Source organism: Kitasatospora sp. NPDC048540 (genome assembly GCF_040651175.1).
GTDB lineage: Bacteria > Actinomycetota > Actinomycetes > Streptomycetales > Streptomycetaceae > Kitasatospora.
Map to the genome: position 1 here is coordinate 1 of NZ_JBEZIR010000095.1, position 26,264 is coordinate 26,264.

24 protein-coding genes are annotated in these 26,264 nt (G+C 74.1%); 13 read left to right on the forward strand and 11 right to left on the reverse strand.

Translation table 11 applies throughout. From position 1 onward, the window contains the following. Nucleotides 1-185: 185 nt before the first annotated feature. A complete protein-coding gene (locus AB0D08_RS29225; RefSeq protein WP_033824715.1) occupies nt 186-770 on the forward strand; it encodes a dienelactone hydrolase family protein in 585 nt (194 codons plus the stop codon). A gap of 6 nt (nt 771-776) precedes the next feature. Further along, entirely contained in the window at nt 777-1,187 is a 411-nt protein-coding gene (locus AB0D08_RS29230) for a DUF3052 family protein (RefSeq protein WP_033824716.1), read from the forward strand. A 3-nt stretch (nt 1,188-1,190) separates the two neighbouring features. On the opposite strand, the gene AB0D08_RS29235 is transcribed toward AB0D08_RS29230, so the two are convergent. Together AB0D08_RS29235 and AB0D08_RS29240 are read right to left on the reverse strand one after the other, a co-directional pair. Further along, the gene (locus AB0D08_RS29235; protein ID WP_359893034.1) at nt 1,191-1,901 is read right to left on the reverse strand and encodes a hypothetical protein; all 711 of its coding nucleotides are present in this window, start codon (nt 1,899-1,901) and stop codon (nt 1,191-1,193) included. 113 nt (nt 1,902-2,014) lie between these two features. After that, complete coding sequence (locus AB0D08_RS29240) at nt 2,015-3,355, reverse strand: DUF2252 domain-containing protein (RefSeq protein ID WP_359893037.1); 1,341 nt, start codon at nt 3,353-3,355, stop codon at nt 2,015-2,017. Nucleotides 3,356-3,580: 225 nt separating this feature from the next. Between AB0D08_RS29240 and dnaE the strand changes: the two genes are divergently transcribed. After that, nucleotides 3,581-7,126 (forward strand): DNA polymerase III subunit alpha, encoded by a 3,546-nt coding sequence (dnaE, locus tag AB0D08_RS29245; protein WP_359893039.1) that lies wholly within the window; start codon nt 3,581-3,583, stop codon nt 7,124-7,126. 62 nt (nt 7,127-7,188) lie between these two features. Here the strand turns inward: dnaE and AB0D08_RS29250 are convergent, their stop codons facing one another. The 5 genes from AB0D08_RS29250 to AB0D08_RS29270 form a co-directional block, all read right to left on the reverse strand. Beyond that, nucleotides 7,189-7,641, reverse strand: a complete 453-nt coding sequence (locus AB0D08_RS29250) for a type II toxin-antitoxin system PemK/MazF family toxin (RefSeq protein ID WP_033824720.1) — start codon at nt 7,639-7,641, stop codon at nt 7,189-7,191. 24 nt (nt 7,642-7,665) lie between these two features. Continuing rightward, nucleotides 7,666-8,136 (reverse strand): DUF3291 domain-containing protein, encoded by a 471-nt coding sequence (locus tag AB0D08_RS29255; protein ID WP_359893042.1) that lies wholly within the window; start codon nt 8,134-8,136, stop codon nt 7,666-7,668. 96 nt (nt 8,137-8,232) lie between these two features. Further along, nucleotides 8,233-11,079: an AAA family ATPase gene (locus tag AB0D08_RS29260; protein WP_359893045.1), complete on the reverse strand. Its 2,847-nt coding sequence runs from the start codon at nt 11,077-11,079 to the stop codon at nt 8,233-8,235. 76 nt (nt 11,080-11,155) lie between these two features. Further along, nucleotides 11,156-11,578 carry a hypothetical protein gene (locus AB0D08_RS29265; protein ID WP_033824723.1) on the reverse strand — a complete coding sequence of 141 codons (423 nt, stop codon included), beginning with the start codon at nt 11,576-11,578 and terminating at the stop codon, nt 11,156-11,158. A 236-nt stretch (nt 11,579-11,814) separates the two neighbouring features. Beyond that, the gene (locus AB0D08_RS29270; RefSeq protein WP_359893048.1) at nt 11,815-12,726 is read right to left on the reverse strand and encodes a LysR substrate-binding domain-containing protein; all 912 of its coding nucleotides are present in this window, start codon (nt 12,724-12,726) and stop codon (nt 11,815-11,817) included. Between the two features lie 72 nt (nt 12,727-12,798). On the opposite strand from AB0D08_RS29270, the gene AB0D08_RS29275 reads away from it, so the two are divergent. Together AB0D08_RS29275 and AB0D08_RS29280 are read left to right on the forward strand one after the other, a co-directional pair. Continuing rightward, the gene (locus tag AB0D08_RS29275; RefSeq protein ID WP_033824725.1) at nt 12,799-13,692 is read left to right on the forward strand and encodes a dihydrodipicolinate synthase family protein; all 894 of its coding nucleotides are present in this window, start codon (nt 12,799-12,801) and stop codon (nt 13,690-13,692) included. 114 nt (nt 13,693-13,806) lie between these two features. Further along, nucleotides 13,807-14,835 carry an aspartate-semialdehyde dehydrogenase gene (locus tag AB0D08_RS29280; protein ID WP_359893050.1) on the forward strand — a complete coding sequence of 343 codons (1,029 nt, stop codon included), beginning with the start codon at nt 13,807-13,809 and terminating at the stop codon, nt 14,833-14,835. Nucleotides 14,836-14,914: 79 nt separating this feature from the next. Here the strand turns inward: AB0D08_RS29280 and AB0D08_RS29285 are convergent, their stop codons facing one another. Then, complete coding sequence (locus AB0D08_RS29285) at nt 14,915-15,265, reverse strand: hypothetical protein (protein ID WP_359893052.1); 351 nt, start codon at nt 15,263-15,265, stop codon at nt 14,915-14,917. 391 nt (nt 15,266-15,656) lie between these two features. On the opposite strand from AB0D08_RS29285, the gene AB0D08_RS29290 reads away from it, so the two are divergent. The 4 genes from AB0D08_RS29290 (at nt 15,657) to AB0D08_RS29305 (ending at nt 19,828) form a co-directional block, all read left to right on the forward strand. Further along, nucleotides 15,657-16,976, forward strand: coding sequence for an NYN domain-containing protein (locus tag AB0D08_RS29290; RefSeq protein ID WP_359893054.1), 1,320 nt, complete (start codon nt 15,657-15,659; stop codon nt 16,974-16,976). 160 nt (nt 16,977-17,136) lie between these two features. Further along, complete coding sequence (locus tag AB0D08_RS29295) at nt 17,137-18,126, forward strand: ABC transporter ATP-binding protein (RefSeq protein ID WP_033824742.1); 990 nt, start codon at nt 17,137-17,139, stop codon at nt 18,124-18,126. Between the two features lie 64 nt (nt 18,127-18,190). After that, nucleotides 18,191-19,000, forward strand: a complete 810-nt coding sequence (locus AB0D08_RS29300; protein WP_051814063.1) for an ABC transporter permease — start codon at nt 18,191-18,193, stop codon at nt 18,998-19,000. Between the two features lie 45 nt (nt 19,001-19,045). Further along, the gene (locus AB0D08_RS29305; RefSeq protein ID WP_063794516.1) at nt 19,046-19,828 is read left to right on the forward strand and encodes a hypothetical protein; all 783 of its coding nucleotides are present in this window, start codon (nt 19,046-19,048) and stop codon (nt 19,826-19,828) included. A 176-nt stretch (nt 19,829-20,004) separates the two neighbouring features. Here AB0D08_RS29305 and ybaK read toward each other — a convergent pair whose 3' ends face one another. The 3 genes from ybaK to AB0D08_RS29320 form a co-directional block, all read right to left on the reverse strand. Further along, nucleotides 20,005-20,499 (reverse strand): Cys-tRNA(Pro) deacylase, encoded by a 495-nt coding sequence (gene ybaK, locus AB0D08_RS29310; protein WP_033824729.1) that lies wholly within the window; start codon nt 20,497-20,499, stop codon nt 20,005-20,007. 67 nt (nt 20,500-20,566) lie between these two features. Then, entirely contained in the window at nt 20,567-21,295 is a 729-nt protein-coding gene (locus tag AB0D08_RS29315; RefSeq protein ID WP_033824730.1) for an LON peptidase substrate-binding domain-containing protein, read from the reverse strand. Nucleotides 21,296-21,429: 134 nt separating this feature from the next. Further along, a complete protein-coding gene (locus AB0D08_RS29320; RefSeq protein ID WP_033824731.1) occupies nt 21,430-23,007 on the reverse strand; it encodes a hypothetical protein in 1,578 nt (525 codons plus the stop codon). A 96-nt stretch (nt 23,008-23,103) separates the two neighbouring features. Between AB0D08_RS29320 and hisD the strand changes: the two genes are divergently transcribed. Genes hisD through AB0D08_RS29340 form a run of 4 tightly spaced genes read left to right on the forward strand, consistent with a single transcriptional unit; the run spans nt 23,104 to nt 26,253 of the window. Beyond that, a complete protein-coding gene (gene hisD / locus AB0D08_RS29325; protein ID WP_033824732.1) occupies nt 23,104-24,411 on the forward strand; it encodes a histidinol dehydrogenase in 1,308 nt (435 codons plus the stop codon). After that, complete coding sequence (locus tag AB0D08_RS29330) at nt 24,408-25,505, forward strand: histidinol-phosphate transaminase (RefSeq protein ID WP_359893059.1); 1,098 nt, start codon at nt 24,408-24,410, stop codon at nt 25,503-25,505. Before hisD ends, AB0D08_RS29330 begins: the two co-directional genes overlap by 4 nt. Before the next feature lie 5 nt (nt 25,506-25,510). Beyond that, a complete protein-coding gene (gene hisB / locus AB0D08_RS29335) occupies nt 25,511-26,104 on the forward strand; it encodes an imidazoleglycerol-phosphate dehydratase HisB (RefSeq protein ID WP_033824734.1) in 594 nt (197 codons plus the stop codon). Then, on the forward strand, nt 26,101-26,253 hold the full coding sequence (locus AB0D08_RS29340) for a hypothetical protein (protein WP_033824735.1): 153 nt from the start codon (nt 26,101-26,103) through the stop codon (nt 26,251-26,253). The genes hisB and AB0D08_RS29340 overlap by 4 nt, the downstream gene beginning before the upstream one ends. Nucleotides 26,254-26,264 lie beyond the last annotated feature (11 nt).

Genomic DNA, 26,264 nt, shown 5'->3' on the forward strand with positions numbered 1-26,264 from the left:
GTCTGCGTGGTGGTCACCGCGCACAAGGCGCCGGGGCGGGAGGGCGGACCTGCGGACCTGCGGACCTGCGGACCTGCGGACCTGCGGACCTGCGGACCTGCGGACCTGCGGACCGCCCCGGGCCGGCCGATGGGGGATCATGGAGGGCGGAAACCCCGCCCCGCCCGCCGCCAAGGAGCAGACCCGTGGCCACCATCCTCCTGCTGCACTCCGTCCACGGACTGCGCCCCGCCGTGCACGCCGCCGCCGAGCGGCTGCGCGCGGCCGGGCACGAGGTGCACACCCCCGACCTGTTCGACGGCAGGACCTTCGAGGACGTCGAGGCGGGCATGGCCCACAAGGAGGAGCTCGGCAGTGACGAGCTGCTGCGCCGGGCGGTGACCGCCGCCGCCCCGCTGATCAAGGAAGGGGAGCCGGGCCTGGTGTACGCCGGGTTCTCGCTCGGCGGGTCGCTTGCGCAGAACCTGGCCCTCGCCGACGAGCGGGCCCGCGCGCTGCTGCTCCTGCACGGCACCTCGGACCTGCGGGAGGACGCGGCGACGGAGATCCCGGTGCAGCTGCACGTCGCGGAGCCCGACCCGTTCGAGACCGAGGACTGGCTGAACACCTGGTACCTGCTGATGACCCGGGCCGGCGCCGACGTGGAGGTCCACCGCTACCGGGGCGCCGGGCACCTGTACACCGACCCGGAGCTGGCCGACTACGACGCCGAGGCCGCGGAGCGGACCTGGCAGGTGGCCGAGGCCTTCCTCGCCGAACTGGACGGCTGACACCCGGTGGCCGGGTACTCGGGGACGCCGCTGGCCCGCAAGCTCGGCATCGGGCCGGACGCGGCGCTGGTGCTCGTGGGCGCACCGGACGGCTTCCTGATCCCCGGGCTGCCGCCGGGGGTGCGGACCCGGCCCGCGCCGGACCCCGCCGCGCCGTTCGACGTGGCGCTCTGGTTTCCCGCCGACCGGGCCGGGCTGACCGGCCGGCTGGCGGAGTTCCGGGCCGCCATGCGGCCCGCCGCCGGCCTCTGGGTGGCCTGGCCGAAGAAGGCCTCCCGGGTGGCGACCGACCTGACCGAGGACGTGCTGCGCGAGGTGGCGCTGCCGACCGGGCTGGTCGACAACAAGGTGTGCGCCGTGGACGCGACCTACTCCGGCCTGCGGCTGGTGATCCGCCGCGAGCTGCGCGGCCGCTGACCGCTACTGGACGCCCGGCGGTGCGGTGGGCGGCGCCGGGGGAGCGGCGGGAGCGGCGGGAGCGGCGGGCGGGGCGTCGGCGGGCACGGGCGGCTGCCCGGGGTACGGGAGGTACCCCTGCGGCACCTGAGGTGGCTGCGGCGCCTGCGGGTGCTGGTACGGCTGGGGCACCTGGTACGGCTGGGCACCGGGGTACGGCGCGTGCTGCACCGCCGGCCGTTCGGGAGAGCGCCGCTGGGTTACGCCCACCAGCACCGCCACCGCGAGGGCGAGCAGGAGGGAGGCCACCACCGTGAGGTTGAGCACCAGGTGGCTGACCGGCTCGGCGAAGCCGTCGCCGCCCTGGTTGATCAGCTGCGCGCCGGCCGCGTAGGCGTTGACGCCGAGCAGGGAGACGGCGGCCGGCCTGGTCCAGCGGCCGCCGCTGAAGGCGCCGACGGCCAGCACCACCAGGGCCACGCACAGCGCCGTGTCGTAGCCGAAGAAGCCCACCGGGGCCTGCACGTAGGCGTCGAAGGAGAAGCCCAGCGCCGTCCCCAGGTAGTCGGGCCCGGCCTGGCCGAAGTCCCAGACCAGCACACCGACCTCGATGGCCAGCTGGACCAGCAGCAGCAGCGCCAGCGCGATCAGGCTGCCGTCCCGGCCGCCCGGCGGCTGCGGCCGGGGCGCACCGTACGGCGGGCCTGCGGGCGGGTACGGCGTGGCGTAGGACATGCGGCCCCCCTGTGAGTCGTCGGCGCCGACAGTAGCGTGCGGGCGCCGGGGGCGGTATCCCCCGGCGCCCGAGCCACCCGAAGGAGTCAGCGCCCGCCCGACGGCCGCGGGCCTCAGAGCCCCGGGATCCGCCCGTTGCGGAACAGGTCCACGAAGATCTGGTGGTCGCTGCGGGCCCGGTCGCCGTAGGCGTGGGCGAACTCCACCAGCAGGTCGGTGAAGCCCTTCTCGTCCTTGGAGATCGCCGCGTCGATGGCGTGCTCGGTGGAGAACGGCACCAGGCCGTGCCCGCTGGAGGACTCGTCCGCGGCGGCGTGCATGGTGGCCGTCGCCCGGCCCAGGTAGTCGACCACCGCGAGCAGGTCGGCCGGCTCGTTGAGGTCGGTCCAGTCCAGGTCGGACGCGTACGGCGAGACCTCGGCGACCAGCTGGCCCCGGCCGTGCAGGGTGGTGTACCCGAGCCAGGGGTCGCTGTGCGCCTGCAGGGCGCGCTGGGAGATCACCGTGCGGTGGCCCTCGTGCTCGAAGTAGCCGCGGATCTGCGGGTCGGTGACGTGCCGGGCGACCGCCGGGCTCTGGCCCTGCTTCATGTAGATGATCACGTCGTTCTCCAGGGCGTCGGTGTGCCCCTCCAGCAGCAGGTTGTACGAGGGCAGCCCGGCGCTGCCGATCCCGATGCCCCGGCGGCCCACCACGTCCTTGACCCGCAGCGCGTCCGGCCGGGCGCGGGAGGCCGGCGGCAGGGTCTCCAGGTACCCGGCGAACGCGGTCAGCACCTCGGCCTCGACCTGCTCGTCCAGCTCGATCGCGCCGTTGCCCTTGCGGAAGCGCCGGTCGTAGCCGTCGACCACGGTCTCGTGGTCCAGCAGCTCGACCCGGGTCTGCAGGCGGGCCCGCCGCAGGGTGTCCAGGACCGGCCCGGTGGCGGTGTCCAGGGTGTAGGCGTCGCCCTCGCCGGGGCCGTGCACCAGGGCGGAGATCTGGCCGCGGTAGGCGGTGGCGAAGGCCCGGACCAGCTCGGTGATGGTCGCGTCGGACAGCGCCTTGGCGTACCCGATCAGCGCGAGGCTGGCGGCCAGCCGCTGGACGTCCCAGGTGAAGGCGCCGACGTAGGCCTCGTCGAAGTCGTTGACGTTGAAGACCAGCCGGCCCTCGGCGTTCAGGTAGCTGCCGAAGTTCTCCGCGTGCAGGTCGCCGTGGATCCACACCCGGCTGGTCCGCTCGTCCAGGTAGCGCCCGCCGTGGCCGGCGAACGGCCCGCCGGTGAGGTCCGCGTAGAACAGGCCCGCCGTGCCGCGGTAGAAGGCGAAGGCGGAGGCCGCCATCTTCCGGAACTTCACCCGGAAGGCCGCGGGGTCCTGGGCCAGCAGCTCGCCGAACGCGGTCTCGAAGACGGCGAGGATGGCCTCGGCGCGGTCCGGCTCGCGGTCGGCGGCGTTGAGGTGCTCGGGCATGGCGACAGGGCCTCCGATGGTGCTGAAGGTGGTGCGGAAGGGGTTACCCCCGGACCGACGAAACGGCTGCCCGGATGGTTCCGGGAACGTGGGCCCCGGAGGCTAGAGTAGGTCGGGTGAACGCGTGAGACCTGGCCCGAGCCGCGATGCGGCCGGGCCTGAAGTTTTTCCGCGCACCTGCCGTGACCAGCCAGAACATCATCCGCAGACCCCGGAGGCCCCGCCTTGAGCGACCAGCCGTACGCGCACCTGCACGTCCACACCGAGTACTCGATGCTGGACGGCGCCGCCCGGCTGAAGCAGCTGTTCAAGGAGGTCGAACGGCTGGGCCAGACCCACGTCGCGATGACCGACCACGGCAACATGTACGGCGCCGCCGAGTTCCACAAGCAGGCCACCGCCGCCGGCATCACCCCGGTGATCGGCATCGAGGCGTACGTCGCGCCGGAGTCCCGGTCCAACACCAAGCGCATCCTGTGGGGCCAGCCGCACCAGAAGAAGGACGACGTCTCGGCGTCCGGCGCCTACACCCACAAGACCATCTGGGCCCGCAACAAGGAGGGCCTGCACAACCTCTTCAAGCTGACCTCCCGCTCCTACGCGGAGGGCTGGCTGGTGAAGTGGCCCCGGATGGACAAGGAGATCATCGCCGAGCACGCGGCCGGCCTGATGGCCACCACCGGCTGCCCCTCCGGCGAGGTGCAGACCCGGCTGCGGCTCGGCCAGTTCGACGAGGCGGTCCGCTCGGCCGGCGAGTACCAGGACATCTTCGGCAGGGAGAACTACTTCCTGGAGCTGATGGACCACGGCCTCGACATCGAGACCCGGGTCCGCGACGGCCTGATCGAGATCAGCAAGAAGCTGAACATCCCGCCGGTGGTCACCAACGACTCGCACTACACCACCGAGTCCGACGCCGGCGCCCACGACCTGCTGCTGTGCGTGCAGACCGGCAAGAACCTCTCCGACCCGGACCGCTTCCGCTTCGACGGCACCGGCTACTACATCAAGTCCGCCGCCGAGATGTACGGCCTGGACACCTCCGACGCCTGGCAGGAGGGCTGCCGCAACAGCCAGCTGCTGGTCGCCGAGCGGGTCGACACGGCCGGCATGTTCGAGTTCAAGAACCTGATGCCGCGCTTCCCGATCCCCGAGGGCTACGAGTCCGAGTCGGACTTCTTCAAGGCCAAGGTCTGGGAGGGGATGGACTGGCGCTTCCCGGGCGGCTACGACGAGGAGCACAAGAAGCTCGCCGAGTACGAGATGGACACCATCATCCAGATGGGGTTCCCGGCGTACTTCCTGGTGGTCGCCGACTTCATCATGTGGGCCAAGAGCCAGGGCATCGCGGTCGGCCCCGGCCGAGGCTCCGCGGCCGGCTCGCTGGTCGCGTACGCGATGGGCATCACCGACCTCGACCCGATCCCGCACGGCCTGATCTTCGAGCGATTCCTCAACCCCGAGCGCATCTCCATGCCCGACGTCGACATCGACTTCGACGAGCGCCGGCGCGGCGACGTGATCCGCTACGTGACGGAGAAGTGGGGCTCCGACAAGGTCGCCATGATCGTCACGTACGGCACCATCAAGGCGAAGGCCGCCATCAAGGACTCCTCCCGGGTCCTCGGCTACCCGTACGCGATGGGCGACCGGATCACCAAGGCGATGCCGCCGGACGTGATGGGCAAGGGCATCCCGCTCTCCGGCATCACCGACTCCTCGCACCCCCGCTACGGCGAGGCCGGCGAGATCCGCGGGCTGTACGAGAGCGACCCCGACGTCCGCAAGGTGATCGACACCGCCCGCGGCATCGAGGGCCTGATCCGCCAGCCCGGTGTGCACGCGGCCGGCGTCATCATGTCCGCCGAACCGCTGACCGACCACATCCCGGTCTGGACCCGGCACACCGACGGCGTCACCATCACCCAGTTCGACTACCCCACCTGCGAGGGCCTCGGCCTTCTCAAGATGGACTTCCTCGGACTGCGCAACCTCACGATCATGGACGACGCCGTCAAGGCGATCGAGAAGAACAAGGGCATCAAGATCGAGCTGCTCGACCTGCCGCTCGACGACAAGCCCACCTACGAACTGCTCGCCCGCGGCGACACGCTCGGCGTCTTCCAGCTCGACGGCGGCCCGATGCGCTCGCTGCTGCGCCTGATGAAGCCCGACAACTTCGAGGACATCTCCGCCGTCCTGGCGCTGTACCGACCGGGCCCGATGGGCGTCAACTCGCACACCAACTACGCGCTGCGCAAGAACGGCCAGCAGGAGATCACCCCGATCCACCCGGAGCTGGAGAAGCCCCTGGAGGAGATCCTCAAGCCGACCTACGGCCTGATCGTCTACCAGGAGCAGGTCCAGAAGGCCGCGCAGATCCTGGCCGGCTACTCGCTCGGCCAGGCCGACCTGCTGCGCCGCGCGATGGGCAAGAAGAAGAAGGAGATCCTGGAGGCGGAGTTCGTCCCCTTCCGGAAGGGCTGCCGCGAGCACGGCTACTCCGACGCCGCCATCCAGGCGGTGTGGGACGTCCTGGTCCCCTTCTCCGGCTACGCCTTCAACAAGGCCCACACCGCCGGCTACGGACTGGTCTCCTACTGGACCGCCTACCTCAAGGCCAACTACCCGGCCGAGTACATGTCCGGCCTGCTCACCTCGGTCAAGGACGACAAGGACAAGTCCGCGGTCTACCTCAACGAGTGCCGCAAGATGGGCATCCAGGTCCTGCCGCCGGACGTGAACGAGTCGGACGCCGACTTCACCCCGCACGGCAACGAGCTGGTCCGGTTCGGCCTCACCGCGATCCGCAACGTCGGCGGCCCGGTCGTCGACTCGATGATCCGCACCCGCAAGGCCAAGGGGAAGTACGCCTCCTTCCCCGACTTCCTGGACAAGGTCGAGTCGGTGGTCTGCAACAAGCGGACCGTCGAATCCCTGATCAAGGCGGGTGCGTTCGACTCGCTCGGGCACACCCGCAAGGGCCTGACCGCGCAGTTCGAGCCGATGATCGACAACGTGGTCGGGGTCAAGCGCAAGGAGGCCGAGGGCCAGTTCGACCTGTTCGGTGGCGACGCGGTCTCCGACGAGCCGAGCTTCGGCCTCGACGTGGTCTTCTCCGAGGAGGAGTGGGAGAAGGGCTTCCTGCTCACCCAGGAGCGCGAGATGCTCGGCCTGTACGTCTCCTCGCACCCGCTGCACGGCATCGAGCACGTGCTCTCCGACAAGGCCGACTGCGCGGTCGCCGACCTCGCCGAGCGCCCCGACGGCGCCATCGTCACCATCGGCGGCATCATCTCGGGCCTCCAGCGCAAGATGACCAAGCAGGGCAACGCCTGGGCCATCGCCACCGTCGAGGACCTCGCGGGCTCGATCGACTGCATGTTCTTCCCCGCCAGCTACCAGCTGGTCTCCTCCCAACTGGTCGAGGACTCCGTGGTGTTCGTCCGCGGCAAGCTCGACAAGCGGGAGGACGTGCCCCGGCTGATGGGCATGGAGCTGTCGGTCCCCGACCTGTCCAACGCGCACGCCGACGCGCCGATCGTCATCTCCATCCCGAGCGGCCGGATCACCCCGCCGCTGGTCGCCCGGCTCGGCGAGGTGCTCACCCACCACCGGGGCACCACCGAGGTCCGGCTGCGCCTCGAGGGCCGCGGCAAGACCACCGTGCTGCGCCTGGACCGGCACCGGGTGAAGAGCGACCCGGCGCTGTTCGGCGACCTCAAGCAGCTGCTCGGACCGAGCTGCCTGGCGGCCTCGGCCACCGGCTGACCCGTGACGGCGACGGCCCCGGCGGGATCATCCCCGCCGGGGCCGTCGGCCGTGCCGGGCGGTCAGCTCCAGCGGTAGCGGCGCTTGAGGTTGTCCACCACCAGGTTGAACCGGGCCCGGTCGAGCGCGCAGGCCTCGCGGCGCATGCCGCCGTCGTGCACCCGCATCACCCGGTCCAGCGCCACCCAGGAGTCCCGGCCGGACTTGTCCCACGGGCCGGCACCGATCGGCACCCAGTCGGCGTCGTGCGCGTGGCCCTTGCTGGAGAGCATCACCGCCAGCAGCGAGCCGCCGGCCTCCCGCGCCACCACCAGCACCGGGCGGTCCTTGCCGCGCCCGTCGCGCTCCTCGTACGGCACCCAGGTCCAGACGATCTCGCCCGGGTCGGGGTCGCCGTCGTGGTCCGGCGCGTACTCGGTGCGCACCTTGCCGACCTGGTAGGCCTCCACCTCCACGGTGGCGTCGGGGCCGTACCGGCCGGGGGCGTCGTCCTGCTGCTCTGTCCACTGGGTCATGGGGGACAGGCTAGTGGTGCGGTGTCAGCGCCCGGCCGGTGCGGGGGCGGGAAAAGTGTGACGGAGTGTGAAGACCTCGGGCGTCGGTCCGGCCGCCCGCAGTCCGGTCAGCCGCCGCTCGGCCTCGGCGGGCGTCGGACGGTGGCCCGCGGGCACCCACCACAGCGCGGTCATCGCCTCGACCGGTGCGGCGAACCACTGGCGGCGGCGGCCCAGCACCGCGCGGTGCACCGGCCCGTAGACGTACGCGGACAGTGACTGCGGGTCGCGCCAGACCGACATGTTGACGATCAGCCAGTCGTCGTCGAAGACCCGGATCGCGGTGGCGTCGCCGGTGTGGTCCTGGAGCCGCCAGCGGAAGCCGTCGGCGGCCTCGGCGGCGGCGTTGACCTCGTCGAGGGCGGCGGTGAAGCCGGAGAGCAGGTCGCTGTCGAGCGGGGCGAGCAGCCGGGAGACGTTGATCTGGGCGAGTTCGAAGCCGGTGTCGTTCTGCATGGTCCCGCCAGCGTCGCCGGTCGGCCCGGCCCGGGCCAGTGGCAGCCGCGCCGACCGTCGTCGAGATCCTGCCACCGCGGGTGGGCGGGTGCGGCCTCAGGGGCGCGGCCCGAGCGCGGTGCGCACCTCGCGGCGGGTGGGCACCCGGAGTTTGCGCAGCACCTTCGCCACGTGCTGCTCGACCGTGCGCGGGGACAGGAACAGCACCTGGGCGATCTCCCGGTTGGTGCGCCCGGAGGCCAGCAGCCGGGCCACCTCCAGTTCGCGGGGCGTCAGTTCCTCGCCGTAGCCGCGCCGGGTGTGCGCCCGCGGGTCGCCGATGCCCTGCTCGCGCAGCACCATCGCGCAGCGCGAGCTGTCGGCCACCGCACCCAGGCGCTCGTACTCCTCGGCGGCCTCCACCAGGCCCGGGGTGGCCGGGCGCTGGCCGGCCGCCAGCCGGGCCAGCGCGGCGAGTTCGGTGGCCCGGGCGCGGGCGTAGCGGCGGCCGATCCGGCCGTGGACGGCGGCCGCGCGCTGGTAGTGGTCGGCGGCGGCGGCCGGGTCGTGGTCCACCGCGAGGTGTCCGAGGGCGAGTTCGACGCCGGCGGCGACGGCGGGGGCCGGGTGCTCGGCGCAGTGCCGGGCGAACTCCTCGGCGAGCCGCCGGGCCTCACCGTCGGCGCCGGCCGCCAGCGCCGCCAGCACGGCCTCGGGGACCAGTTCGCAGCCCCAGGCCCAGACCGCCTTGGTCCGGTACAGCTCGAGGACGGGGGTCAGCGCGCGCCAGGCCTGCGCGGCGTTGCCGTCGGCGAGGGCGAGCCGGGTGGAGAGCGCGTGCGCGTCGAAGAACGGCATCGGGTCGGGGCCGTGGCCGCCGGTGAGCAGTGGTTCCAGGGAGGCCGAGGCCTCGTCGAACTCGCCGTGCAGCGCGTGCAGATGGGCGAGCACCAGCAGGACGTCGGTGCGCAGCGCGGGCATCTCGGAGATCTCGGCGTGCAGGGCGCGGGCGCGTGCCTCCAGGCCGTCGAGGCGGGCGGTGTGCCAGTCCAGTAGCAGGGTCATGGCCCGGCCGACGCCCTGCATGAAGTCCATGCCGGTGGCCTCGGCCAGGTCGAGGCCCTCGTCGAGGTAGCGGCGGGCCTGCTCGTTCAGGCCCCAGCCGACCGCGCCGCTCGCGGCGTTGCACAACGCCCTTGCGGTCTGGCGCAGTTCGGCCTGGTCGGGGGTGTTGCGGGGGAGTTCGGCGAGCAGTTGCCAGGCGGTGGGGTCGCCGACGCAGGCCAGCCAGGTGACCCGGCTGGCCAGGACGCCGGTGCGGGCGACCGGGTCGCCGCTGAGCCGGGCGGCCCGTTCGGCGCGGTCCAGCCAGTGCGCCTGCTGGGTGGCGTGGATCGCCAGGATGGGGGCGGCCAGGGCGCCCATGGCGCGGGCCGCCAGGTCCGGGCGTTCGCGCAACTCGCCGACGCAGCATTCCAGTTCGCGGAAGGCCGCCTCGGTGTCGCCCTCCTGGTTGAGCAGCAGCAGGCCGAGCGTGAGGCGGACCTCGCCGCGGGTCACCACCGCCAGGTCGGCGGTGGTGACGATCCGCCGCAACACCGCCAGGACCTGCTGGTGGTCGAGAGTGTTGACGCAGACCCGGGCCAGGGTCAGCGCGGCGCGGGAGCGGTGCTCGGGCGGCAGCGAGGGTTCGGCCAGCAGCTGGTGCAGCAGTTCGGTGGCGGCGGCGCTGTCCCCGGCGGCGACGGCGTGGTCGACCGCGGCCTCGGCCTCCTCGCGCCAGCCGACCAGGTCGCCGGCGGCCCGTAGGTGCCGGGCGAGTTCGGCGGAGGACACCGGTTCGGCGGCGAGCAGCGCGTGGGCGGCGGCGAGGTGGGCACGGCGGCGTTCGGGCCCGGGGACGGCGTGGTGGACGGCCTGCTGCAGCAGCGGGTACGGCAGGCCGTACCGGCAGTCGGCGGGCTCGGTGAGCCGGCCGGTGCCCAGCGCCTCCAGCAGGGCGGCCCCGGCGGTCTCCGGGGGCAGCCCGGCGACGGTCGCCAGCAGCTCCTGTTCGGCCGGCCGGCCGACCACCGCGCAGGCCCTGACCAGGGCGTCCACGGCGGCCGACCCGGTCTCCACCGGCTGGACGAGGGCGGCGGCGGTCCGGCGCAGCGCCTCGTCGACGGCCGCGGCGTCCAGCCGCTCGGGCGCCGGCGCCAGCCGGTCGAGGACCTGGACCAGCAGGTGGGGCGCTCCGCCGGTCCAGCGGTGCAGCTCGGCGGCGACGGACGGTGCCGGGGCGCCGAGGCGTCGCGCGGTCAGCCGGGCGGTCTGCTCCTCGTCCAGCGGCGTCAGCCGCAGTTCGGCGCCGCCGACGCCCGGGGGCCGGTGCGGGGCGGCGGCGGCCCGGACCTCGGACGGGCGCCCGGCCAGCAGCAGGCCGGCCGCCGGCACCGGGTCCAGGGTCAGCGCGCGCAGCAGTTCGAGGCTGTCGGGGTCGGCCCACTGCAGCCCGTCGACCACCAGCACGGTCGGGCCGAGCGCCGCGAGCACCGCCCGGACAGCCCGGAACACCCGGTGCCTGGCCAGGTCGGGATCGCTGGCCGGCGGGGGTGGTGGGGGCAGGAACTGCGCCGCCTCGGGCAGCAGTTCGGCCAGGGCGCCGGTCACCGGGTCCGGGGCGGCGGGCAGGTCGGGACCGACCGTGCGCAGCAGCTCCGCCACCGCGCCGAACGGGAACGGCCTGGCCAGTGGCGGGCAGCGGGTCTCCAGGATGCGCAGCCCGTCCGCGCGCAGGGCGCCGGCGGCCTGCCCGAGCAGCAGGGTCTTGCCGAGCCCGGCGGGGGCGGTGACCCGCACCACGGCGGGCAGCGTGCGCAGGGCGGCCAGGATCGCGGCGAGTTCCTCGTCGCGGCCGGTCATCGGCCCCTCGGGGCCCGGGGCCACGGCGAGGCGGGCCCCCGGGCGTCTGGCTGTCTCCACTCGGGTCTCCCCGGACGCGCGGCCTGGCTGGGGTGAAGGTGCGGTGGTGCGGTGGTCCGGTGGTGCGGTGGCGGACCTAACGCGTCCCACCGTAGTGGGCGCGCGGTCCCGGCACCGAGGGGACCGCGGCGGCGAACGCCGCGACGCCGCCGGGCCCGGGGCGCCCGGTGCGGTCGTACGGGAGCTGCAGCACCGAGGCGCCCAGCACGGACAGCCGGTGGCAGACCCTGGCCGCGCGGGCGTCGTCGAGGTGGAAGACGAACGGGCCCGGCACCAGCACGATGTCGAAGGTGTTGCGCTCCACGGCGGTCAGCAGCTCCAGCAGCCGCGGCTTGGGGCCGGTGGAGGACTCGCCGTTGTCGATGAACCAGACCGGATCGGCCAGCCCGAGCTCCCGGGCCCACTTCTCCATGGTGTGCCGGTGCACCGGCATCTCCCAGGCGTCGTACGGCACGCATCTGAGATAGGCGGCGCAGGAGCGCCGGGAGCCGCTGAGCACAGAGACCTCCTGTCCGGCGAGAGCGCCGGTGTCGGGGCGGTCACCGTCGACCGCCCGCGGCGGCCGGCGAGCCCGGCATGTCCCGTCAGGTGGACACTCCGCGGCCCGCCGGCCGTCCCCTCGGACCGCGTACCCGCCGCTGGGCGGGACGCCCCCGAGGCGAGTACACCGGGCGGCGGTTCGCCCCGACAAGCACTACGTAGGGGGCTAGGTAGCCGCGCCGGGCGCGGGTCCGGCTACGTAGGGGCACCGTATCCGGCCAGTCCGGGCGGCAGCGCCGAGCGCAGCGCGGTGGTGAACGCCGCGACCGCCGGGTGGGCGCCCGCGCCGGCCCGGAACGCCACCCGGGTGCGGCGGTACATCGGCAGCCGGGTCAGCGCCACCGGGCCGCCCGGCGCCCTCACCTCCGGCGCCAGCGTGCCCAGCTGCGGGACCAGCGCGACGCCCTGCCCCACGCCGACCAGCGCCAGCGCGGTGGTGAAGTCGTCCACCTGGTGCCGGATCTGCGGGGTGAACCCGGCCGCCTGGCAGGCCCGGACCGCCATGGTGTGGCAGAGCGTGCCCGGTGGCGAGACGATCCACGGCGAGTGCCGGAAGTCCGCGACGGTGCCGGGGGAGGGCGCCGCCAGGTACATCGGCTCGGTGAAGATCGCCCCGGTGACGGTCAGCCCGGGTTCCGCCTCGGCCGGCACCAGGTCGTACTCGTGCACCAGCGCCACGTCCAGCTCGCCCGCCCGCAGCTGGGCGGCGACCCGGGCCGGGTCCACCTCGCTGACCATCGGCTCCAGTGCCGGGTGGCGGCTCATCAGCACGGCCAGCGCCCCCGGCACGATCGAGCGCGCGGCGGACGGGAAGGTACCGATCCGCAGCGGCCCGGCCAGGCCCTGCCGGGCGCCGGCCAGCTCGGCGGTGGCCTGTTCCAGCCGTTCCAGGACGGCCTCGGTGTGCCGTACCAGCTTCAGCCCGGCGGGGGTGAGCGCCACCCGTCGGCCGGTCCGCTCCAGCAGCGGCACCCCGGCCTCCCGTTCCAGCACCGACAGCTGCTGGGACACGGCCGAAGGGCTGAACGAGAGGGCCTCGGCGACGGCGGCGATGGTGCCGCGGTGGGCCAGTTCGCGCAGCAGCCGCAGGCGGCGGAGATCGAGCATCGGCTCAGCTTACGAGAAGCATCGGGAACGTGAACTGGACCTGCATGATCGGAGCGGGGCAGGCTCGTCGGCATGGAACCTCTCCACACGGAACTCCACGGCGTCCACGTCCCTCTGATCACCCCGTTCGCGGCCGATGGCTCGGTCGCGTACGACGCCCTCGAAGCCCTGGCCGTCGACGCGCTGGACGCGGGCGCGGCCGGTCTGGTCGCGCTCGGCACCACCGGCGAACCCGCCGCCCTCAGCGCCGAGGAGCGCGCGGCCGTGATCCGCACCGTCGGCGCGGTCTGCCGGGCGCGCGGCATGGTGTTCACCGCCGGGGCGGGCGATGCGCAGGCGCTCGCCGAGCTGGCCGGCGTCGCCGACGCGGCGCTGGTCACCGTCCCCGCCTTCGTCCGCCCGGGTGAGGCCGGGGTGCTCGCCCACTTCACCCGGCTCGCCGCGGACAGCCCCGTCCCGCTGGTCGTCTACCACATCCCGTACCGCACCGGGCAGGCGCTCGGCGCCGCCACCCTGCGCCGGATCGGCGAGCTGCCGGGGGTCGCGGGCATGAAGCTGGCGGCCGGCGCGGTCGACGGCGACATCGTCGGACTCTTCGCCGACCTGCCGCCCGGCTTCGCCGTCCTCTCCGGGGACGACCTGCTGATCTCCCCGCTGATGGCACTCGGCGCGACCGGCGGCATCCTCGCCTCCGCGCACCTGGCGACCGACCGGTTCGTCGCACTGGCGGCGGCCTGGCGGGCCGGCCGGGTGGACGAGGCGCGCGAGCTCGGGCACCGGCTGGCGGGGCTGTCCGCGGCCGCGTTCACCGAGCCCAACCCCACCGTGGTCAAGGGCGTGCTGCACGCCCAGGGCCGCATCCCGACCGCGGACGTCCGGCTGCCGCTGCTGCCGGCGGCCAAGGAGTCGGTCGAGGCGGCGCTCGCCGCGCTGGCCGCTCTTGAGCGCGTGCAGCCCACACTGTAGGACGACTCGCCGCCGGGCGGCGGTGACAAGGCATGATGGGCAGGGTGCGGCAGTGATCAAGCGCAACCTGATCAAGCGCAAGCTGATCGAGCACGAAACCGGAGGAGCAGTCGGATGAGGATCGGCATCGTAGGGGCGACCGGCCAGGTCGGCGGAGTGGTCCGCAGCATTCTGGCGGAGCGCGAGTTCCCGGTGGAGCAGCTGCGGCTGTTCGCCTCGGCCCGTTCGGCCGGGCGCACGCTGCCGTGGGGCGACACCGAGATCACCATCGAGGACGCGGCCACGGCCGACTACAGCGGCCTGGACATCGTGATCTTCTCGGCCGGCGGCTCCACCTCCAAGGCGCTCGCGCCGAAGGTCGCCGCGGCCGGCGCCGTGGTGATCGACAACTCCTCCGCCTGGCGTCGCGACCCCGAGGTCCCGCTGGTGGTCGCCGAGGTCAACCCGGACGCCATCGCCGAGCGGCCCAAGGGCATCATCGCCAACCCCAACTGCACCACCATGGCCGCCATGCCGGTGCTGCGCCCGCTGCACGAGGAGGCCGGACTGGCCGCCCTCGTCGTCGCCACCTACCAGGCGGTCAGCGGCAGCGGCCTGGCCGGCGTCTCCGAACTGCACGACCAGGCCCGCAAGGTGGTCGACGGCGCGGCCGCCCTCACCCACGACGGCGCGGCCGTCGAGTACCCGGAGCCCGGCGTCTACAAGCGGCCGATCGCCTTCAACGTGATCCCGCTGGCCGGCTCGGTCGTCGAGGACGGCTCCAACGAGACCGACGAGGAGCAGAAGCTCCGCCACGAGAGCCGCAAGATCCTCGGCATCCCGGAGCTCAAGGTCGCCGGCACCTGCGTCCGCGTCCCGGTCTTCACCGGCCACTCGCTCCAGGTCAACGCCCGCTTCGAGCGCCCGATCAGCCCGGCCCGCGCGGTCGAGCTGCTGGCCGGCGCCCCGGGCGTGGAGCTCTCCGACATCCCCACCCCGCTCCAGGCTGCCGGCCAGGACCCCACCTACGTCGGCCGCATCCGCGCCGACGAGACGGTCGAGCACGGCCTGTCGCTGTTCCTCTCCAACGACAACCTTCGCAAGGGCGCGGCCCTCAACGCCGTCCAGATCGCGGAGCTGGTGGCGGCCGAGCTGAACGGCTGAGCCTCAGACCCAGGCTGTCTTCCCGTCACACCGTCGGCCCGACCCCCGCCCGGGGTCGGGCCGATCGGCGTCCTGGGGCTCAGCCGGCGGGCGCCCGCCGGAACGACGGGTGGGTCGGCCGGGTGGCGGTGGGGTTCGCCGTCGTCGCCGCGATCCAGGTACGCGACGCAGGTGTGCCCATCGGCGTAGAACCGCTCGAACGAGACCTCCCCCCGATACCGGCGTGCTCCTCGCTCGACTTCCGCCAACTGCCCCGGTGGGTGGGAGGAGCGTCCTCGGTGGTGAGGCCGCCCCGGCAGATGGTGTCCCCGACACTCACCTCACCGAGCCGGCCGTCGGGCAGGATCTCCAGCACCTCGACCCCCGACACCCACCGCCCCGTCGGGTCGTACACGGGCTCGCGATGGGAGAGCGACGGCACGTACTGCACCCCCACCAGCGTCGCAGCGGCGGCAGCCGCGACCGCGGCCGTATCCGTCCCGTCGCCACTCGCAGGCCGGCCGAGCCGACGCCGACCTGCCGCCCCCGACGGTCCGGCCAAGAGCTGATGACATGTCTGGCCGGCCTGTGTGCCGCAGGGTTGACGACTCCTGCGGGATCGAATCGCCGAGGCACTGCCCGCCGGCGCCGGACGGGATCGCACATCGGGGCCGTGCTCCGGGGCGACCGGGTTCCGCGTCCTCACCAGGGGTGCTGCGCCGCCCGGTGGATTCGGGTGGTTCGCCCGGCGTACCCGGGGTAAAGGAAGGCCCAATAGCCGCACGGACCGCCAGGGTCGGCCCCCCACGCCGCCCGGCCGACCCGAGAAGAGGTGCGGAGCTGTGGACCGTTGTGTCGTTCTGGTCGATGCCGGCTACCTGTTGGGAGCCGCCGCCAGCCTGCTCGCCGGAGAGCCCGGACGCTCCCGGGTGGCGGTGGACCACACCGTGCTGATCTCGGCACTGCGCGAACGCGCCGAGGCGGAGACGGGACTGCCGCTGCTGCGGATCTACTGGTTCGACGCGGCCCCCGAACGCCGCCCGCTGCCCGAACACCGCAGGCTGCGCGTGCTGCCCCGGGTCACCGTACGGCTCGGGGCGCTCACCCGGGCCGAGGGGCGGTGGGTGCAGAAGGGCGTGGACGCCGCGATGCACGCGGAACTGTCCGAACTGGCCCGCAACCACGCCTGCGCCGACGTGGTCCTGGTCACCGGCGACGGCGACCTGCTGCCCGGCGTGATGTCGGCCAAGGAGCACGGGGTCGCCGTCCACCTGTGGGCGTTGCAGGCCGCTGACGGTGACTTCAACCAGTCCGAGGACCTGGTCGGCGAGGCCGACGAGCGCCGGGTGCTGGACCGGGAGTGGATCGAGCGCTGGGCCCGGCTGAAGGAGCAGCCGCTCTTCCAGTCGCCGTTCCCCGCCCCTACCCCCGCGCCCGAGATCGCGGAGATCTCCGAGATCATGGCGGTCGGCGCCGAACCGGCCGCCGCCCCCGCGGCCGCCACCCGGACCCGCCCGGCCGCCGCCGCGCTGCGCATGATCCCGACCCCTAAGGACCTCGCGGTCCGGGCCACCGCCCCCGCGGCCGCCGCCACGCTCGGCGGCCCGGTGCTGCGCTGGTCGTCCGACCGTGGCTGGGTGGACCGCCCGGCCGCCGAGGCGGTCGCCACCACCGCCGCCGACGGCCTGCCCACGCTCGCCCAGCTGACCAGCGCCGAGCAGCGCTGGGCCGACCGCGAGGAGGACATCACCAGCATCGGCGGCGACGCCCACGAGGTCGGGCAGGTCTTCGCCCGCCGCTGGTGCGACCGCCTGTGCGCGGCCGACCGGCTGGGCGCCGTCGACCGGCAGGGCACCCGCGACCGGCTCGGCGTGCTCTGGCGCGACTACCCGCGGATCCCGCACCGGCTGGACGGCGAGCTGCTGCGCTACGCCGCCCGGTTCGGCCTGCTCGCGCACAAGGACGACCAGATCGACGAGCACGACCGGTACGCGATCCGGGCCGGGTTCTGGAAGGAGTTCGCCGCCCGGGTCCCGCAGGAGCAGCCGCACGGGCAGCCGGGGGAGGCGGCCGTCCCGCAGGCCAGGGAGGCTGTCGGCGAGGGCCCCCGGCAGACCGCCGCGGGCGCCGCCGCGCACGACGGCCGGGGCGCCGGGGACTGAGGGCCACGCCCGGCGGACGGATTGACCCCGTTGTCCGGATCCGCACCGCCAGCGCGTAGAGTCTTCGACCGTGAGCGACACCGACCGGCAGGCACCCCAGGCCTCGCCGCACGCCGATCCGGCCGGGCCCGGCCGGGACTCGGCGGGGCCCTGCTGCACGGTGCGCGGCCTGGTGAAGAGCTACCCCGGCGGCCGTCGCCCCGGGCCGCGCAGGAGCGCCGCCCCGGCGGGCGCGGCCGACGGCGGCGCCACCCGGATCCTGGCCAACGACGGCGTCGACCTGACGGTCCACCGCGGTGAGATCTTCGGCCTGCTCGGCCCGAACGGCGCGGGCAAGTCCACCCTGGTCCGCCAGCTCACCGGCCTGCTGCGCCCGGACGGCGGCAGCATCGACATCCTCGGCCACGACATCGTCCGCCACCCCGAACGGGCCGCCCGGCTGCTCGCCTACCTGGGCCAGGAGTCCACGGCGCTGGACGAGCTGACCGTCGCGCTGGCCGCCGAGACCACCGGACGGCTGCGCGGCCTGACCCGCGCGCAGGCCCGCGCCGACTCCGCAGACGTGCTCACCGAACTCGGGCTGGAGCCGATCGCCGGCCGTCCGCTGGCCAAGCTGTCCGGCGGCCAGCGCCGGCTGGCCTGCTTCGCCGCCGCGCTGGTGGGGGAGCGGCCGCTGCTGGTCCTGGACGAGCCCACCACCGGCATGGACCCGGTGGCCCGGCGCGCGGTCTGGTCGGCCGTCGACCGCCGCCGCGCCGAGCGCGGCACCACGGTGCTGCTGGTGACGCACAACGTGATCGAGGCGGAGACCGTACTGGACCGGGTCGCCGTGGTCGACGCCGGCCGGGTGATCGCCTGCGACACGCCCGGCGGGCTGAAGGCCTTGGTCGACGGTGACGTCCGGCTGGACCTGGTGTGGCGCACCGACGCCCCGCTGGACGTCCCCGCCGTCGCCCGGCTGGCCGAGCGCGCCGAACGCACCGGGCGCCGCTGGACCGTGCGCACCACCCCCGAACACGCCCGGGAACTGGTCGCGGCCGTCACCACCGGCCCCGCCTTCGCCGCCCTGGACGACTTCACCCTGGCCACCCCCAGCCTGGAGGACGCCTACCTGAGGCTCGGCGGCCGGAGCGGGGGGCTGGCCAGATGAGCGCCACCGCAGCGGCCGCCCGGACCGAGGACCCCACCGACGCGCGTACCTGGAGTGTGACCGGGTGACCCTGCTCGACGCCCCCGCACCCGCCGCCACCCCGGCCGCGGCCGGCCCGGCCCCGCTGGCACCGGCCGCGCGGCTGCTGCCCGCACTGGCCGCCGTCTACCAGGCGCAGCTGGCCCGGGCCCGGGTGGCCCGGATCCCGCTGCTGTTCGTGGCGACCTTCCAGTCCGTCGGGATCCTGGTGATGATGCGCGGCGTGGTCGACCCGGGCGACAACCCGGCGGCCCGCTCGGTGGTGGCCGGCTCCGCCGTGCTGGTGGTGGCCTTCGTGGCGCTCAACCTGCTCGCCCAGTACTTCGGACGGCTGCGTGCCACCGGCGGCCTCGACCACTATGCGACGCTGCCGGTGCCCCCGGCCGCCGTGGTGCTCGGGGCGGCGGGCGCGTTCGCCTCGTTCACGCTGCCCGGGACGCTGGTGACGGCCGGGTTCGGCGCCTGGCTGTTCGGGCTGCCGGTGGCCAACCTGTGGGTGCTGCTGGCCGTGGTGCCGCTGGCCGGGGCGGCGCTGGCCGGGCTCGGCGCGGCCTGCGGGCTGCTGGCGCCCAAGCAGGAGATCGCCACCCTGCTCGGCCAGCTCGGGATGTCCGCCGCGCTGCTGCTCGGCGTGCTGCCGGCCGCCCGGATGCCGGCGGCCGTCCAGTGGCTGCGCGACCTGCTGCCGTCCACGTACGGGGTGGAGGCGTTCGCCCGGACGTTCAGCGGCCGGCCCGACTGGGCGGCCGTCGCCGGGGACCTGTCGGTGTGCGCCGCGGTCGGCCTGGTCTCGCTGACGCTGGCCACCTGGGCGTACCGACGGGCCACTCGCTGACGGGCTGACCTGAGCCCGGCCGCCCGGTCGTGAAACGATGGACGGGTGACCGTACCGAACACACCCGCGGGTGCAGGAAGCGGGCCGGGCTCCGCCGGGAACCCGTACGCCCCGCCGCAGCCCCACCCCGACGCGCCGACCGGACCGGCCGGGCCCGGCGGGCACCGGGGCGAGAGCCGGCCCGTGCTGCTGCCCGAGCTGCGGATCGGCGCCGTGACCGCCGTGGCCGGGGCGGTGCTGGGCGTGCTGCTCGGCCTGCTCTGGTACTGGCTGGCGCCCCGGGTGATGTTCCAGGTCAGCGGGAACCAGATCCTGTACATGGACCCCGAGGGCGAGCAGCGGGCCGCCGCGGACGGCGTCTTCGCGCTGCTGGCGCTCGGTGCCGGCGTGCTGAGCACGGTGGCGGCGTTCCTGCTGACCCGCGGTCGCGGTGGCGGGATCGCGGTCGCGGTCGGCCTCGCCGTCGGCGGGCTGGCCGGTTCGGTGGCGGCCTGGAAGCTCGGTGCGGCGCTCGGCCCGACCGCCGACCTCCAGGCGCACGCCCGGCAGGTCGGTGACGGCGGCACCTTCAGCGCCCCGCTGGAGCTCGGCGCGCACGGCGCGCTGCTGGTCTGGCCGATGACGGCGATGGTGCTGCTGCTGGCCCTGTCGGCCGCGTTCGGCAAGCGCGAGCAGGAACCGCTGCCGTACTGGGCGACCGGTCCGCAGTGGACCCTCCCGGGCGCCCCCGGTGCGACGCCCGGCCCGCCGCCCGCGCTGCCGTACGGCAGTGCCCCGCAGCCGCCCGCACCGCCGTACCAGGACCAGGCCCGCCCGCCGGAGCAGTGACGGACGGAGCGGTGAGGGCCTGGCAGTGACCGTGCGGCTGTGACGGCCCGGCGGGTGCGCGACGCTCCTGGGGGTGCCTCGCCGGTGCGGTGCCCGGGTGGCCGTTGCCTGCGGTGCTGCTGCCACCGCTCCCACCGCCGCGCGCGAGAGCGTCGAGCCCGCCGGGTCCGGCGAGTTCAGCGGCCGATCACGGCGGTCCGGGCCGAGGTGAGGGTGATCAGGTCGGCCGGTGCCAGTTCGACCTCCAGACCGCGGCGGCCGGCCGAGACGAAGACGGTCGGGTGGTCGAGCGCGCTCGCGTCCAGCACGGTCGGCAGCGCCCGGCGCTGCCCGAGCGGCGAGATGCCCCCGAGCACGTACCCGCTGCTGCGCTCGGCCGCAATGGGGTCGGCCATCGCCGCCCGCTTGCCGCCGACGGCGGCGGCCAGCGCCTTGAGGTCGAGCTTGCCGGAGACCGGTACGACGCCCACGGTCAGTGCCCCGTCGACCTCGGCCACCAGGGTCTTGAACACCCGCCCGGCCGGGACCCCCAGCGCCTCGGCGGCCTCGCCGCCGTAGGTCTCCGCGGCCGGGTCGTGCTCGTACGCGTGCACGGTGAACGCCACCCGGGCGGCGTCCAGGGCCACCGTCGCGGGTGTGCCCTGGCCGCCCTTCTTCGCCTTCTTCGCCATCGGTTCTGTTCTCCCCTCCAGGGACGCGGGTGCGGCCGGACCGTCGGCCGGTCCCTCGGCCGGACCCTCAGTTGGGACTGAACGCCTGCCGGGTCAGGTCGACCGCGGGCAGCGAGGGCAGCTGGGTGAGCAGCGCGGTCTCGCGGCGCAGCAGCTCCAGCTCCAGCGAGAGCCGGCCCGCGGTGTCGGGGCAGGCCAGCAGCAGCTGCTTGACCTGCGCGGGCAGGACGGCGGCCGCCGCGACCAGGTACGAGAGCACCTGCGGGTCGCCCGGCAGGTCCTGCTCGCCGGCCAGACTGGCCTCGCGGGCGCCGGCCAGCCGCTTCTGGTAGGCGCGGAAGGCCCGCACCACGCCGGCCGCGAGCGCACCGGCGCCTTCGCCGGGCTGCTCGGCGAGGGGTTCGGTCTCGGCGGTCAGGTACGGACCGCTCGCGTCGACCGACGTCAGCCGGAACCGGGTGGTGCCGGTGACCAGCAGCTCGTACCGGCCGCCGGGCTGCTCGCGCAGCGAACTGATGTCGGCGACGCAGCCGGTGTCGTGGATCGCCTCCAGCGGGTCCCCGGTGACGGTGCCCAGGCCGTCGAGCGGTCCGGCGGGTTCGTCGCTCTCGCGGACCGGGGCCACCTCGCGGCCGTCCCGGATCGCGACGATGCCGAAGCGGCGCGGCCGGTCCTCGGGCTGCTCCTGGAGGTCGGCGACGAGTCGGCGGTAGCGGTCCTCGAAGACGTGCAGGGGCAGCACCAGTCCCGGATAGAGGACCGTGTTGAGCGGGAAGAGCGGCAGCCGTTCAGTCACGGCGCACAGCGTAGTTGCCGCGCCGCCGGTCCCGCCCCGCCGTTTGTGCGACGGGCCGCCCGAGTCGGCCGTCCGTGGCCGTCCGTCGCCGCCCGGCCACCCTCTGCTTCCGCCACTCCTGCGCCGGGCGGCGGTCAGCCGCGCTGGAGCAGGCGGGTCGCGGCGGTCACGACGGTGGTGGCGAGGACCCACCCGGTGATCACCAGGGCGGCGGCCACCCACTGCCCGTGCTGGTCGGGGTTCCAGCCGCTCTGCCCGAGGTCGACCACCGGGATCACCTTGCTGAGCGCGTACAGCGGCGCGTTCCAGGCGGGGACCTCGTCGGCCTTCAGCGGCGGCGGCGGGTGCTCGGCGAAGTACCCGGTGCCCAGGCCCCAGGCCATGACCAGCCACAGCGCGGCCCGCCCGGGCCGGTAGCCGTAGCCGACGGTGAAGTCCTGCAGCAGGCCCCAGAGCCGTCCCGGCAGCGGCAGGGCGGCCCGGCGGCGGCGCTGCTTGGCGTACTGCACCTCGCGGGCGTCCTCGTCCCGGCCGTCCCGCCGCAGCGCGGCGGCCAGCTGCTCGTACGGCTCCGGCCGGTACTCGGCGAGCGCGCCCTCCAGCCAGGCGATCCGTTCCTGGACGGTGAACGGCCGGTCGGGGCGGAGCGACTCGTAGGTGAAGCCGGTCAGGCCGACCAGGCCGTTGCGCGGCCAGCTCTGCGGGGTGTCGACCAGGTTGCCGACCCGGGCGCGGGAGAGCGAGACCTTGCCGCCGGGCGGGGTGGGGCAGGTGATCCGCAGCTCGGGGGTCTGGATCCGGCGCAACGAGAGTTCCTGCAGCGGGGAGAGGTGGAACTCGGCGTTGGTGATCAGGCAGGCGTTCTCGAACCGGCCGTCGACCAGCCGGACGCCGCCGTGGGCCCGCAGCGGGGTGCTGGGGGTGCCGGGCGGGATCGGGGCGCCGTAGCCGTCGCCGTAGATGGTGCGGGAGTCGGCCCAGCCGCCGTCGAGGGAGCCGCCGAGGTAGAGGGTGTGGCCGACGGTGATGTGGGCCAGGTTGAGGCAGTTGCGGTCGTCGGCGGCGGCGTGCAGCTGGGCGCCGCGCAGCGAGAGCCGGCCGCCGATCCGCGCCGAGCGCAGGCTGACCTCGCCGTGCGAGGTGAGCCGGTCGGCCTCCAGGTCCTGGCTGACCGTGAGGCCCTCGGCGGAGACCGCGCGGCCGTGCCGGTCGGACCCGATGACGGCCTGGTTGAGCAGCAGATCGGTGCCGATCTTGGCGTCGGTGAGCCGGATGCCCTGCGGGAGGTGGCAGCGGGCCAGGTGCAGGTCGCCCTCGGTGGCCAGCCGGGACGCCTCGAGCCGGGGTATCAGGCAGTTGATCATCCGGACGGTGCCGGCCCGTGCCTCGGAGATCAGCACCTTCCGTTCGAACCGGCAGTGGTGCAGCTCGATGTAGTGGCCGATGTCGGCCCCGGCGAGCACCAGCGGCCCGGTGATCAGTGCGCCGCTGAGCTTGAGCGAGGCGACCCGCCCGGGCGCGGGGGCCGGTCCGGCCAGCAGCAGCCGGGCGATCACCTCCGAGCGGACGGTGCGTTCCGGCCCCCAGACGGCGGGTCCGGCGGCGTCGTCGACGGTGTCGTCGCCGACCCGCAGATCGTGCACGCTGCCCTGCCGGAAGGCCTGCCAGAGCCGCTGCTCGGTCACGGTCCAGTTGGCCGGTGCCTGGTCCACGCGCTCTCCCCCCGAAGATCTTCAGCTGTCTCGGCTTTCGTATCACGGACTGAAATGCCGGGCCGCCTGTTTCGGCCACTCCCTACACTTGGGCCTGTGATCTCTCGAATCGACCTGCGCGGCTCCTCCTCGGACCCGCGCGACGTGCTGCCCCGTGCCGAGTTCGACGTGGAAGCCGCCCTGGAGAAGGTGCGGCCGATCTGCGAGGACGTACGCCATCGCGGGGTCGCGGCGCTGATCGAGATCACCGAGCGGTTCGACGGCGTGAAGCTGGAGACCACCCGGGTCCCGCAGGACCGGATCGACGCCGCGCTGGAGGGGCTGGACCCGAAGGTCCGGGCCGCGCTGGAGGAGTCGATCCGCCGCGCCCGGCTGGTCCACCGCGAGCAGCGCCGCACCGACCACACCACCGAGGTGGTGCCGGGCGGCACCGTCTCCGAGCGCTGGGTGCCGGTCGACCGGGTCGGCCTGTACGTGCCCGGCGGCCTGGCCGTCTACCCGTCCTCCGTGGTGATGAACGTGGTGCCGGCCCAGGAGGCCGGGGTGGCGGGCATCGCCGTCACCTCGCCGCCGCAGAAGGCCTTCGGCGGTTCCGTGCACCCGACCATCCTGGCCGCCTGCGCGCTGCTCGGCGTCACCGAGGTGTACGCGGCCGGCGGGGCGCAGGCCATCGCGATGTTCGCCTACGGCACCGAGGAGTGCCCGCCGGTCAACCTGGTCACCGGCCCGGGCAACATCTACGTCGCCGCCGCCAAGCGCCTGCTCAAGGGCCGGATCGGGATCGACGCCGAGGCCGGTCCGACCGAGATCGCCGTCCTGGCCGACGACTCGGCCTCGGCGCGGGAGGTCGCCGCCGACCTGATCAGCCAGGCCGAGCACGACCCGATGGCCGCCTCGGTGCTGGTCACCGACTCGCTCGCACTGGCCGAGGAGGTCGAGGCCGAGCTGAAGACGCAGGTCGCCGCCACCAGGCACCGTGAGCGGGTGACCGAGGCGCTGGCCGGCCGGCAGTCCGGCATCGTGCTGGTGGACGACCTGGAGCAGGGCCTCGCGGTGGTCAACGCCTACGCCGCCGAGCACCTGGAGATCCAGACCCGGGACGCCCGCGCGGTCGCCGCCCGGGTGCGCAACGCCGGCGCGATCTTCATCGGCGCGTACGCCCCGGTCTCGCTCGGCGACTACGCCGCCGGCTCCAACCACGTCCTGCCCACCGGCGGCTGCGCCTGCCACTCCTCCGGGCTGTCGGTGCAGTCCTTCCTGCGCGGCATCCACGTCGTGGACTACTCCCGCGAGGCGCTGGCGGACGTCGCCGCGCACGTGGTCAACCTGGCCGAGGCGGAGGACCTGCCCGGCCACGGTGACGCGATCAAGGCCCGCTTCGACTGGACGGTACCCGGTACGTGAACCTGAACGACCTCCCCATCAGGGACGAGCTGCGCGGCCAGTCCCCGTACGGTGCACCCCAGCTCGACGTGCCCGTCCAGCTCAACACCAACGAGAACCCGTACCCGCTGCCGGAGCCGCTGGTGGCCCGGATCGCGGAGCGGGTCGCCGAGGCCGCCCGCCACCTCAACCGCTACCCCGACCGGGACGCGGTCGAGCTGCGCGAGGGCCTCGCCGCCTACCTGACCACCACCACCGGCTTCGCCCGCACCCGCGAGCAGGTCTGGGCGGCCAACGGCTCCAACGAGGTGCTCCAGCAGCTGCTGCAGACCTTCGGCGGGCCGGGCCGCACCGCACTCGGCTTCGAGCCCTCGTACTCGATGCACGCGCTGATCTCGCGCGGCACCGGCACCGAGTGGATCTCCGGCCCGCGGCGCGACGACTTCACCATCGACCTCGACGCGGCCACCCTGGCCATCGCCGAGCACCGGCCGAACGTGGTCTTCGTCTGCTCGCCGAACAACCCGACCGGCACCGCGGTCGCCGCGGACACCGTGCTCGCGCTGTACGAGGCCGCGCAGGCCGCCGGCCCGAGCCTGGTGATCGTCGACGAGGCGTACGTGGAGTTCTCGCACCGCGCCTCGCTGCTGCCGCTGCTGGCGGGCCGTCCCAACCTGGTGGTCACCCGCACCATGTCCAAGGCGTTCGGCGCGGCCGGCCTGCGGCTCGGCTACCTGGCCGCCGACGCGGCCGTGGTCGACGCCGTGCAGCTGGTCCGGCTGCCCTACCACCTGTCGGCGGTCACCCAGGCCACCGCGCTGGCCTGCCTGGAGCACACCGACACCCTGCTCGGCTACGTCGAGCAGCTGAAGGCCGAGCGCGACCGGCTGGTCGACGCGCTGCGCGGCCTCGGCCTGGAGGTCACCGACTCCGACGCCAACTTCGTCCAGTTCGGCCGCTTCGCCGACACCCACGCGGTCTGGCAGGCGATCCTCGACCGGGGCGTCCTGGTCCGGGACAACGGGGTCCCCGGGTGGCTGCGCGTCACCGCCGGCACCCCCGCCGAGAACGACGCCTTCCTCGACGCCGTCCGCTATTCCATCAAGGAGCTGTAACCCGCATGTCCCGTACCGGCCGCGTCGAACGCACCACCAAGGAGACCTCCGTCCTGGTCGAGATCGACCTCGACGGCACCGGGAGGACCGAGATCTCCACGGGCGTCGGGTTCTACGACCACATGCTCGACCAGCTGGGCCGCCACGGACTCTTCGACCTCACCGTGAAGACCGACGGCGACCTGCACATCGACACCCACCACACGATCGAGGACACCGCCCTCGCGCTCGGCGCCGCCTTCAAGCAGGCGCTCGGCGACAAGGTCGGCATCTACCGCTTCGGCAACTGCACCGTGCCGCTGGACGAGTCGCTCGCCCAGGTCACCGTGGACCTCTCCGGCCGCCCCTACCTGGTGCACACCGAGCCGGAGAACATGGCGCCGATGATCGGCAGCTACGACACCACCATGACCCGGCACATACTGGAGTCCTTCGTCGCCCAGGCGCAGGTGGCCCTGCACGTGCACGTCCCGTACGGTCGCAACGCGCACCACATCGTCGAGTGCCAGTTCAAGGCACTCGCGCGTGCTCTGCGCTACGCCTCCGAGCGCGACCCGCGCGCGGCGGGCATCCTCCCCTCGACCAAGGGTGCGCTGTGAGCAAGTCCGCAACACTGCTGATCATCGCCGGGCTCTTCCTGTCCGGCGGCGTGTACTCGTTCTGGAAGCAGAAGCAGTCCAAGAGCCTGATCGCGGTCCTCGCGATCGGTGCCGCGCTGTGCCTGGCCTCCGGCGTGATGCGCCTCTAGGCCAGCGACAA

Excerpts from the sequence above, each read along its gene's own strand:
- AB0D08_RS29235 (WP_359893034.1), bottom strand. The coding sequence starts at position 1,901 with ATGTCCTACGCCACGCCGTACCCGCCCGCAGGCCCGCCGTACGGTGCG.
- AB0D08_RS29240 (WP_359893037.1), bottom strand. The coding sequence starts at position 3,355 with ATGCCCGAGCACCTCAACGCCGCCGACCGCGAGCCGGACCGCGCCGAG.
- AB0D08_RS29250 (WP_033824720.1), bottom strand. The coding sequence starts at position 7,641 with ATGACCCAGTGGACAGAGCAGCAGGACGACGCCCCCGGCCGGTACGGC.
- AB0D08_RS29255 (WP_359893042.1), bottom strand. The coding sequence starts at position 8,136 with ATGCAGAACGACACCGGCTTCGAACTCGCCCAGATCAACGTCTCCCGG.
- AB0D08_RS29270 (WP_359893048.1), bottom strand. The coding sequence starts at position 12,726 with ATGCTCGATCTCCGCCGCCTGCGGCTGCTGCGCGAACTGGCCCACCGC.
- AB0D08_RS29275 (WP_033824725.1), top strand. The coding sequence starts at position 12,799 with ATGGAACCTCTCCACACGGAACTCCACGGCGTCCACGTCCCTCTGATC.
- AB0D08_RS29280 (WP_359893050.1), top strand. The coding sequence starts at position 13,807 with ATGAGGATCGGCATCGTAGGGGCGACCGGCCAGGTCGGCGGAGTGGTC.
- ybaK (WP_033824729.1), bottom strand. The coding sequence starts at position 20,499 with ATGGCGAAGAAGGCGAAGAAGGGCGGCCAGGGCACACCCGCGACGGTG.
- hisB (WP_033824734.1), top strand. The coding sequence starts at position 25,511 with ATGTCCCGTACCGGCCGCGTCGAACGCACCACCAAGGAGACCTCCGTC.